Origin of the sequence: Breznakia blatticola, assembly GCF_004365815.1 — a bacterium.
In the GTDB taxonomy this organism is placed as follows: Bacteria; Bacillota_I; Bacilli_A; order Erysipelotrichales; family Erysipelotrichaceae; genus Breznakia; species Breznakia blatticola.
The window spans coordinates 1-10,378 of record NZ_SODD01000061.1; the positions used below are offsets into that span (position 1 = coordinate 1).

A 10,378-nucleotide genomic window follows, 5' to 3' on the forward strand; every position below is an offset into this window, starting at 1 on the left:
GTGATTAATACATATGTAGCGCCGTATACGAGAACCGTACGTACGGTGCAATGGGAGGGGCGAAAGAATATATTTCTTTCCCTCTACCCTATTTGAACTCTGATGCAATCGCTTCATTTAATAAGCGCATAAAGTTTTGATAGGTTAAGTTTTCTAGTAATTGTTTTACATAGGTATCGTTCGATACAAATAATGATAAATAATGCCAAAATTGGAATGCTCTAGGATTGTTCTTTTCGGTACTTACCATAAAAATAATCTGTACGTTTTGATTTTCCCCCCATTCGATTTCATTTTCAAGTAGTGCCATAGCTACAAATGTTTCATCAGTTGTTGGTGCTAATGGGTGAGGCATACTGATTTTTGAACCATAATATGTGTTTCCAACACTTTCACGATCCATAACCGATTGTCGAAAAGAGTCATCAAGATGAAATGTTTTTTCTGCTAAGTGAAACAGCTTTTGAAGTACTTCATCTTTACTTTTTGCTTTTCCAATATAGACAAGTTCGTTTCTGAACTTACTTAGTACTGCATTTGCACTTGTAAAACCGTAAAGTGCATGGTTGATACGAATATAATCTTCGTCGTTTGGAAATAAGTTGATTTTTACAACTGCACCACTATATGCATCATCATCAAAGTCATCAGTAGTAAAAATAGCATCGAAATCCATTAAATGTTCAACTGCTTCATTTGGACGGATAAAGACAAGATTTTGAATTTGATTTTTAAACCAGTGCATAAATTTTTGGCGTATCAAAATTGTTTCTGATTGACGTAAAGTGGTAATAATTAAGATATTCTTTGCATCTTCACCAACCTTCAAGTTATCTAAACTGTAATTGAAATATAAAGATAAAAAGGTGATTTCATCATCTGATACAACTAAGTCGTAATGATTTTGTAAAAGATGTGCAAAGTAGGATGCGATATCTGTGGCTAGAGGAAAAGATACTTTAATTTCTCTAGCCATTTTACTTTTTTGTTGCATACCATAACGAATGCGATGTAGTAAAGGAACTAAATGCATAGATAAAGATATTTTTAAGTCGACATCATTGGTGAAATCAACTGCAAACTTTTCAAGTATGCACTCTAATGTATATTGAATAAACTCGTTCGTCTCTTTTGAAATTAACGTGTTTTTATTATACTCACTCTTTCCAAGTAAATTGGTTGTTAAATGGATGATTTCATTTTCCAAATGTGCTGCTTGCAAGTGTTCACTACTTACAATGAATGCTTCGAGTATTTGTTTTGCTATTGCATATTCTTTGAGTTGTTTAATGTCGGGATAATTCGATGGTTCCATAATCATGTTACCACTACGAATTCGACTAAGTGTAATCAGAATATGAACTACAAGATTCTCAAGTAATGTATCGGATGTTCGATATTCATTTTCTAATAAAATATTAGATAGTATTTCTGATATTCTGGCAATGTTTTGAATGTTCACCGTTCGATCTTGGTTTATCTCATGTTCCTCTAATGTATATAAGTTTTCCTTAATTAAACATAAGCGCATATCTTTTTCTAAACCAACAATGTAATAACCGAATTGCTTTTTTTGTTCAACATGCAAATCATATTTGCTTAAGACAGCTTCAACTTCCTTTAAATCTGAATAAAATGTGGATTCTGAAATATATAGACGGTCAATGATTTTCCATTTTGTAATATAGGTGTGATCAAAAAGTAAGAGAATGATTTTCTTCACGCGAAGAAGTTGTTCGTCTTCATAATGAGAAAGAGTTTGTAAATCATTACAGATGTTTATAAATGCATCTTGTTCTGCTTTTGAATCATAAATCACAATATATCCTTTCGAAGGAACGGATTGTATATGTGTATTTGGATAATTTGACTCTAAGAATAAACGAATGGTTTGCATATCATTCTTAATTGATCGGCTACTAACTTTAAATAATTCTGATAGCGCTGCAGAAGAAATGTATTCATTTGTATTTGCTAATTGTTGCATAATTTTAAATTGTCGATTTGATAACATGTCTTCCTCCTTTTTGACGCAATCATCTTTGTAACTTACTCATAGTATAGCAAAAATAAAAAATTGAAATTTTTATTTGTTGCACCAAGTATGGGGAAAATAATGAAAATCTTGTTGCTTTATTGCATGCTAGTATGAAATCAAGCCAAGGCGAGTAAGGAGGAATGAACTTGAATAATAACGATCTACATATATTACTTCTCACGCACGGGAAAGCAGGGGAAGCATTGATGGAAAGTGCAGAAATGATTGCTGGGGAACTCAGTAATGTACATGCACTATCACTCATGCCAGGGACATCACCAGAAACATATAAAGAAGAAGTGAAGGAACAATTATCTACATTTCATGGAGATATATTAATCTTTTGCGATATCTTTGGTGGGACACCATCGTATGTGGCAGCTGAATTAGCCACAGATTATAAAATCAGTTTATTAAGTGGTTTGAACTTAGCGATGCTACTTGAAGCATGCTTAAGTAAAACATATGACAATTTTGCGAACTTCGTTACGAAAGTAAAAGAAGCAGGGGATGCATCAGTTGTCTTAATCCAAAGTGAGAATACATAGAAAGGAGGTATAAAATGAACGAAATTAAATTAGCAAGAGTAGATTTTCGTTTGATGCATGGACAAGTAATTACCAATTGGGTAAAGCAAGTTGCTGCAAATCATATTCTTGTGGTTGATGAGGAGTTGGAGAAAAATCAATTTATGGCGCAAGTTTATCTGATGGCAGCTCCTCCAGGAATCAAGGTGAATATTTTATCACCAGAAAGAGCAGTAAAGAATCTTGTTGCCGGAAAGTTTAGTCAAAAGAATCTACTGATACTTTTTAAGAGTGTCGAAAGTGTAAAGGAAACATTTGATCGTGGTTTGCAATTGTGCGAACTTCAAATTGGTGGACTTGGAAGTGGGACTGGTCGTGTAATGATTTCAAATCAATTGTCATTAGATGAAAAAGAAGCAGGACTTCTAAAAGAAATGGCAGATAAAGGCGTCGAAATTTATTTTCAAGCAGTTCCAAAAGAACCAAGAATTGGACTGGATAAAGCATTAGAGAAAATGGGGTAAAAAGGAGAACATAACATGAATATAGTATTAGCATTAGTAGTAGGGATTATATATTGGTTAGCAACAAATAAAATCTGGTATGGAACGCAACATATTGTTAGACAACCGCTATTTCTAGCTGTTCCATTGGGGCTAATCATGGGAGATGTGGAAACCGCAATGAAAATTGGGGCTGCACTCCAACTAATTTACTTAGGAGCAATTGCACCTGGTGGAAACTTACCAGCAGATGAAGCACTTGCTGCCTGTATTACGATTCCTGTCGCTATCGAAGCAGGAATTGATCCATCAATGGCAGTAACGATTGCCATGCCAATTGGTCTATTAGGAGTATTACTTGATAACTTAAGAAAAACATATGCATCAGTGTGGGTGCGCATGGCAGATAAAGCAGCAAAAGAAGGAGATATGAAGAAAGCAAGACTTGCTCAATTTTGGTATCCATTAATTGTGTCAATTCCATTACGTGTCATTCCTACAACTGCTGCATTACTTGTAGGTACTACAGCAGTAGCAGCATTTTTAAACTCGATTCCAGCATGGGCAATTAATGGTTTATCTGTAGCTGGTGGAATTCTTCCTGCTTTAGGATTTGCAGTAACGATTCAAGTAATAGGAAAGAAATCATTGATTCCATATTTCTTACTTGGATTTATTATTTTCACATATGCAGGAATTAACATTATTTCAATTGCCTTAATTGGTGTTTGTTTAGCAATCATTCAATCAAAATTTGCACAAACTGATGATTTGCCAAATGTGCAACAAAGTGAAGGAGATTTATTATGAGTACAAACAAACTAACAAAAAAAGATATAACAAAAGCATGGGCACGTTACTATGCAGGAGTTGAAGTAAGTGCGAGCTATGAAAGAATGACTGCACTTGGTTTTTCAAATGGTATGACACCAATTTTAAATAAATTGTATGCAAATAATCCTGAGGAATTAAAAAAAGCATATGAACGCCACTTGATGTTTTATAACTGTGAAGCAACATGGGGGTCAATGATCTTTGGAATTGTTGGGGCATTAGAAGAAGAACGTTCCATTATGTTGGATCAAGGGGTTTCAACAGAAGAGATTGATCAATATACAGATATTATCTCTAACTTAAAAGTGGGACTTATGGGACCACTTGCGGGAATTGGAGATACGATCAATCACGGAACCATTCGTCCGATTTTGATGTCATTATTTATTCCGCTTGCTGAAACAGGTTTCTGGGGAGCAGGAATCTTACCATTCGCTATTTGGGGAGTTGTAATTAGTGCGTTAGGATATTTTCTAAATGTAAAAGGGTACACGTTAGGAAAAGATTCAATTATGAATGTCTTACAATCTGGTCGTATCAATCAAATGATTAATACGTGTAGTGTACTAGGATTGTTTATGATGGGTGCACTTTCAGCTTCGTATGTAAAATTGTCTACTATCATTTCGTGGAGTGATGCAGTTGGAAATGAAAGTACGTTACAAGCAGTGTTGGATAACATTTTCCCTAACTTGTTGCCACTAGCTGCAGTATTTGCAATATATTTCTATATTAAAAAAGCAGGTCCAAAATACATTCGTATTTTATTAGGAATTATCGTATTTTCGTTAGTGTTTGCATTCTTTGGAATTGTTTAGGAGGTTAAGATGGGTAAACAGTGGTTAGATTTAAGTGATAAAGTAGTAATCGTTACTGGTGGTAGTATGGGAATTGGTGAAGCAATGGTTGAAGACTTAGCAGGAAATGGTGCCAAAGTTGTAATTGCCGATTATGCAAAACCAAGTAAAACATATGATGAAAAACAAGTGTTGTATGTTCCATGCGATATCACAAAAAAAGAAGAAGTGGAAAATGTTGTTACCAAAACCATGGAAGCATTTGGTAAAATCGATGGACTTGTAAATAATGCAGGTGTTACGCGTCCAAGAGTTTTAGTAGATTACTTCGAAAAAGAAAAGAAATATGAGTTAAACGAAGAAGACTTCGATTTCATGGTAAATGTAAATCAAAAAGGTACATTCTTATTTGCGCAAGCAGTAACTCGAGTTATGTATAAACAAAAATCAGGAGTTATTATTAATATGTCTTCTGAAGCGGGTATTCAAGGTTCGCGTGCACATAGTGCATATTCAGGAACGAAAGCAGCAATTCATGCATATGGATTATCATGGGCAAAAGAGTTGGGACCATATAATATTCGTGTTGTGGGTGTAGAACCAGCAATTTTAGATCGTACACCTGCAAATAATGATGAGAAATATGCGGCACAAGCATATGGTCGTGGACAAGATCCAAATAAATTTTATGGAAACTATGAAAAATCAATTCCATTAGGTCGTCCAGGACACTTGTATGAAGTAGCAAATTTAATTAGTTATCTTGTTTCTGATCATGCAAGTTACATCACAGGAACAACGATTGCTATTACTGGGGGAAAATCAAAGTAAATTATGATGGAAGAAAATATTGTCATCATAGGAGCAGGACAAACTGGGCGAGGATTTCTCGCCCCACTTGTTAAACAAAACAAACATACTAAAATTACGTTTATTGATAAAGATGAAAAACGTATACAAATGTTACGTGAAAAAAAGTCATACACAATATCGTACTACGATGCAACAACTGAAGATGTAGTAATCACAGATTTTGATGCATATACACTTTTCGATAAAAAGGCAATTGAAGTAATTGCAAATGCGGATTTAGTTCTTGTTAGCGTAGGTGGAGAAAATCTTGTTGATCTTATAGAGACATTTAAGGAAGCAACAAAGATACGTACAAAGAATAAACTACGTATTGTTTGTTGTGAGAATGGGGTTCATGTAAAAGAGCCATTGGTTAAAGCAAATATTGATGCGTATATCAGTGAAGGTGCAGTATTTTGTACAACATTAGCTAGTGATGATCAGTCTTTAACATTAGGTAGTCAAGTGTATCCCAATCTACCATACGATATTCATGCTTTAGATCAACCGATTGCGCTTGATGGATTCAAAGCGGAAAATGATTTTGCATCTTTGATTCAAAGAAAAATCTATACGTACAATTGTTTGAGTGCTTGCATAGCGTATGTTGGTGCGTATAAAGGTTATACGAGTTATGCGCAAGCAGCAAATGATGAGGATGTATCAAACATGATGGATGAGTTGCTTGTGCAACTCGATGATGCCATCCGTCAAGAGTATCAAATTTCTTTGGAGGAACAACAAACTTTTTCAGCATATGCAATCGCAAAGTTTAAAAATACATATATTGTAGATACTATTGCGCGAAATGCACGTACAGTACAGCGAAAAGTTGGAATAAGTGAACGAATGGTTCAGCCGCTTAATCTATGTAGAAAATATGGTAAAGATACATCTGTATTGGAAGCGATGATAGCTTATGCATTTTATTATGGTGTACATACAGAAAACGAATCGTTAACTGAATTAATTGCAATTAGTGGAATTGCAGATGATGAAAAACTTTATCAAAATATTATGCATGTATATCACACGTTATAACTAAGAACCTATATATGGTTGTGTTCCATATATAGGTTTTCTTTATAAAAAAACGTGTGCTTCATTGTAGAAGCAACACGCTATTTAAAATAATTGGAATCCAAGTTTCTTTTTTACTTTACGCATTTTTTTGAAAGCGATGTTTCCAGCATTTTTTGCACCTTGTTCAAGTACGCTTTCAATTTCACCACTTTGTAGGATTGCACGATACTTTTCTTGTAAGTCACTTAAGAATGCTTCCACTGTATCTCCAACATATCCTTTAAAGTCGCCATACCCTTTTCCTTCGAATTTAGCAACAAGTTCATCAATTGATTCACCTGACAGTGAACTTTGAATTGTGAGTAAGTTTGATACTCCAGGTTGGTTTTCTAGATCATATTGTACAATACCGATTGAGTCTGTCACAGCTGACATAATTTTCTTACGTGCAACTTTTGGTTCATCTAATAAGTAGATACAAGCTTTAGGGTTTTCATCACTTTTCGACATTTTCTTTTCTGGGTTTTGAAGTGACATAACCTTTGCCCCGATTTTAGCAGTTACTGGTTCAGGAACAACGAATGTTTCTCCATACAAGTTATTGAAACGTTGTGCTAAATCACGTGTTAATTCCACGTGTTGTTTTTGGTCAACACCTACAGGTACAACATCTGCATCATACAATAATATATCTGCAGCCATAAGTGAAGGATACGTATAAAGCCCTGCGCTAATATTTGTTTCTTTTTTTGCGGTTTTATCTTTGAATTGTGTCATACGGTTTAGTTCACCCATATATGTGTGACAGTTAAGAACCCATCCTAATTCTGCATGTTGTACAACATCGCTTTGTACAAACAGGTTTACTTTACTAGGATCAAGACCAAATGCTAAATATAAAGCAACTAAGTCTTTTGTGTTAGCTTTTAATTTCTTTGGATCTTGGGCAACAGTGATTGCATGCATATTAGCAATAAATATAAACATTTCATATTCATCTTGCAATTGTACAAATTGACGAATTGCACCAATGTAGTTTCCTAAGGTTAATTGTCCTGAGGGTTGAATCCCACTCAAACATCTTTTCATAATCTTTCTTTTTCCTCCTATTAAATAAAAAACGTCCCAACAATATGTTGGGACGTATAGTTTTATACGCGGTACCACCCGACTTATTCATTTTATATTTGTGTAAAAATGAATCGCTTCATGATAACGGAATGACCGGCTTTACGCTTAAGCTCCACAAACCCAATTCGATATCAAGTGATGTTTGCCTTGCAGCATCCGGCAAATCTCTACTTTCATACAGGATATCTACTATCTTTGTTTCTTCGCTACGTTGTATATTATACCACTGATTATTAGAAATAGTAAGGATACAATCAAGTAAATTTTGAACATGGGTGAATAGAGTGCACCACTAATTACAAGGAGTGCTCCAACGATGGCGAAGATTGGACATACTAGACCACGAAAGCGACCATGCAACTGCTTTTGTTTGTACTTGCGAATCACGCTAATAAAGAGGATTAGGTAAATTACATACATCATAAAAATTGGAATGCTAGAGATATCAATTTGATGCAGTGCATGAATTTGCGTCGTAAGAAAATGTGCAAACATCCAAAACGCCGTTAGCAATACAGTCAGTAATGTAGAGCGTCCAGGGATATTTGTCTTTTGATTGATTTTAGCAAATTCATGACTGAAAGGAAGTTCTTTACGAATCGCTAATGCATAAGGCACACGAATTGCAGCAAGAGTTAATCCATTAACTGTACCTAATACAGAAATGATAATCGCAACAAGAACAAGCTTGCTTGCCTGTAATCCAAACAATCTCTCGCTAGCAACTTGTACATGCGAATCACCAAGTGCAAGGATTTGTTGCGGACCAAGTATACTTGACATACCAATAAAATAGATTAAATAAATAACCATAATAATCACCGGAGAAATCGCAAGAGCTAAGGATAGGTTACGTTTTGCGTTTTTGATTTCATGTGCAACTGCAGGAGCGACGGTCCATCCATCGTAGGAAAAAGCAACACTGACAATCGCACTACTTGAAGCGATAATTCCAGTTACGTGAAAGCTTTCGTTTTGCATGGAATGAAAACTTCCGTAGCGAATACCAAGAAATCCAATAATAACTAGAGGTAGGATCTTGATAATTGTTGCTAGATTTTGAAAATAGCTTGCCATTTTAGCGGACAAATAGTTAACAGAAAATGTACCGATAAAGTAAATGATGGTAATTATCCAAACATTAAGTTGTGCATCTTCAAATAGCATGCATGTATAATTAGCAGCAACATATAAAATCACACCTAACAAAGCAGGATAATAAATTCCCATTTGATAAAATCCAGCAACAAATGCGAAACGTTTACCAAAGGCAAGTTCACAATAGGTAATAAGTCCGCCAGCTTTTTCACTTTTCTCTGAAAGCTTGGATAAAGTTAATCCACCAAAAATAATTCCAATTGCACCAAGAACTAGAGCAATTGCTCCATACAACACGCTTCCATTTGTATCCATGAGAATATCATCTGTCTTGAAGAAGATTCCAGAACCGATTACGATTCCAACAATCATACTAATTGCAGTAGGTAAACCAAATTGTTTTTTTCATTGTTTTGCGTTCCATAAGTGTTCCTCTTTTGTTCACGCAGTAGATTGTAACGGAAAACAAGAATCAAGTAAATAAGAAATATACTTTTTATAATTATCGTATGATTTTATTTTGTAAGTATCGATATAGCATGCAAAGAAAATCTCTTATATATAAAAATAAAGAAACGAAAAAAATCTTGAACTTCTGATTACTTCGCTCTATACTTTGAATACAGTTTGATATACTATACATATAGAGAACTTATAAGGAAAGGAAAAATATTATGATTATACTATATTCATCTCCAGGATGTGCTTCTTGTCGTAAAGCAAAACGTTGGCTACAAGAACGCAATCTTGATTTTGTTGAAAAGAATATCTTCGCAACAATTCTAAAAGCTGATGAAATCAAATATTTACTTAGTCGTAGTGATAATGGAACGGAAGACCTTATCAGTACACGCTCACGCCCATATCAAGAGCTTGGTAAAGATTTGGATGAAATGTCGATGGAGGAAACCATTCGGTTTGTCCAACAAAATCCATCTGTAATGAAACGCCCAATTATCATTAATGAAGATAACTTCTTAGTAGGTTATGATGATGATGAAATCACAGCGTTTGTCCCTAAAGAGTTGAGAAACATTGCGGACTGTGGATGTAATCCATCATGTCCGAACTATCCGATATGTGGATCGCTTCGTAAAGGTGATGAACAAGAATATGCAAGATAGAGGTACTTCGGTACCTTTTTTTCTTGAAAAAAGATGAATTTTTGATATAGAAAAATAAAAGTTTCGGAAAGTGAAAATAACTTGTTGACACTATGAAATCAAAATGGTATTATTTCAAAGTTGCTTCTGCAAAACACATAAAAAATCAATTGAAAATTCAGTAAAAATGTTTCTGAAAGAAGTTGAAAAAATGTTGTTGACACAGGGTGACGTAAATGATAATATCAATGAGGCTCAAGCGAGAAACAATGCGAAATAATTGCTCAGAAAACTTTTTCAAAAAAGTTGAAAAAAGTGATTGATTTGCTAGCGCGAGAGTGGTATTATTAACAGGCACGGTTGAGATAACCGATGCGAAAAAGAAGTGATTAGATCTTTTAAAACTGAATAGGAAACGTCAATTTCGAAACAAAAATTCACGGAAAACAAAAACAACTAAAAACACGCAAAG

The 10,378-nt window shown here is 34.6% G+C and carries 9 protein-coding genes, 1 pseudogene and 1 other annotated feature; of the genes and pseudogenes, 7 read left to right on the forward strand and 3 right to left on the reverse strand.

What is annotated here, in order from left to right:
- Positions 1-88: 88 nt before the first annotated feature.
- On the reverse strand, positions 89-2,014 hold the full coding sequence (locus EDD63_RS10815) for a BglG family transcription antiterminator (RefSeq protein WP_134171327.1): 1,926 nt from the start codon (positions 2,012-2,014) through the stop codon (positions 89-91).
- A 170-nt stretch (positions 2,015-2,184) separates the two neighbouring features.
- Here EDD63_RS10815 and EDD63_RS10820 point away from each other — a divergent pair, with 170 nt between their 5' ends.
- Genes EDD63_RS10820 through EDD63_RS10845 form a run of 6 tightly spaced genes read left to right on the forward strand, consistent with a single transcriptional unit; the run spans position 2,185 to position 6,592 of the window.
- Complete coding sequence (locus EDD63_RS10820) at positions 2,185-2,586, forward strand: PTS sugar transporter subunit IIA (protein WP_166667634.1); 402 nt, start codon at positions 2,185-2,187, stop codon at positions 2,584-2,586.
- Between the two features lie 14 nt (positions 2,587-2,600).
- Positions 2,601-3,089 (forward strand): PTS sugar transporter subunit IIB, encoded by a 489-nt coding sequence (locus EDD63_RS10825; RefSeq protein WP_134171329.1) that lies wholly within the window; start codon positions 2,601-2,603, stop codon positions 3,087-3,089.
- A gap of 15 nt (positions 3,090-3,104) precedes the next feature.
- Complete coding sequence (locus tag EDD63_RS10830; protein WP_134171330.1) at positions 3,105-3,878, forward strand: PTS mannose/fructose/sorbose/N-acetylgalactosamine transporter subunit IIC; 774 nt, start codon at positions 3,105-3,107, stop codon at positions 3,876-3,878.
- Positions 3,875-4,720, forward strand: a complete 846-nt coding sequence (locus EDD63_RS10835; RefSeq protein WP_134171331.1) for a PTS system mannose/fructose/sorbose family transporter subunit IID — start codon at positions 3,875-3,877, stop codon at positions 4,718-4,720. Before EDD63_RS10830 ends, EDD63_RS10835 begins: the two co-directional genes overlap by 4 nt.
- Before the next feature lie 9 nt (positions 4,721-4,729).
- A complete protein-coding gene (locus EDD63_RS10840) occupies positions 4,730-5,530 on the forward strand; it encodes a sorbitol-6-phosphate dehydrogenase subunit (protein WP_134171332.1) in 801 nt (266 codons plus the stop codon).
- Between the two features lie 3 nt (positions 5,531-5,533).
- Positions 5,534-6,592: a mannitol dehydrogenase family protein gene (locus EDD63_RS10845; RefSeq protein ID WP_134171333.1), complete on the forward strand. Its 1,059-nt coding sequence runs from the start codon at positions 5,534-5,536 to the stop codon at positions 6,590-6,592.
- A gap of 84 nt (positions 6,593-6,676) precedes the next feature.
- On the opposite strand, the gene trpS is transcribed toward EDD63_RS10845, so the two are convergent.
- On the reverse strand, positions 6,677-7,663 hold the full coding sequence (gene trpS / locus EDD63_RS10850) for a tryptophan--tRNA ligase (RefSeq protein ID WP_134171334.1): 987 nt from the start codon (positions 7,661-7,663) through the stop codon (positions 6,677-6,679).
- A gap of 45 nt (positions 7,664-7,708) precedes the next feature.
- Positions 7,709-7,918 (reverse strand) — a binding site (T-box leader).
- Positions 7,895-9,187, reverse strand: a pseudogene (locus tag EDD63_RS10855) (APC family permease); the annotation flags it as partial. Its footprint overlaps the feature before it by 24 nt.
- A gap of 290 nt (positions 9,188-9,477) precedes the next feature.
- Between EDD63_RS10855 and EDD63_RS10860 the strand changes: the two are divergent.
- Positions 9,478-9,927, forward strand: coding sequence for a Spx/MgsR family RNA polymerase-binding regulatory protein (locus EDD63_RS10860; protein ID WP_134171336.1), 450 nt, complete (start codon positions 9,478-9,480; stop codon positions 9,925-9,927).
- The last annotated feature ends 451 nt before the right edge of the window (positions 9,928-10,378 follow it).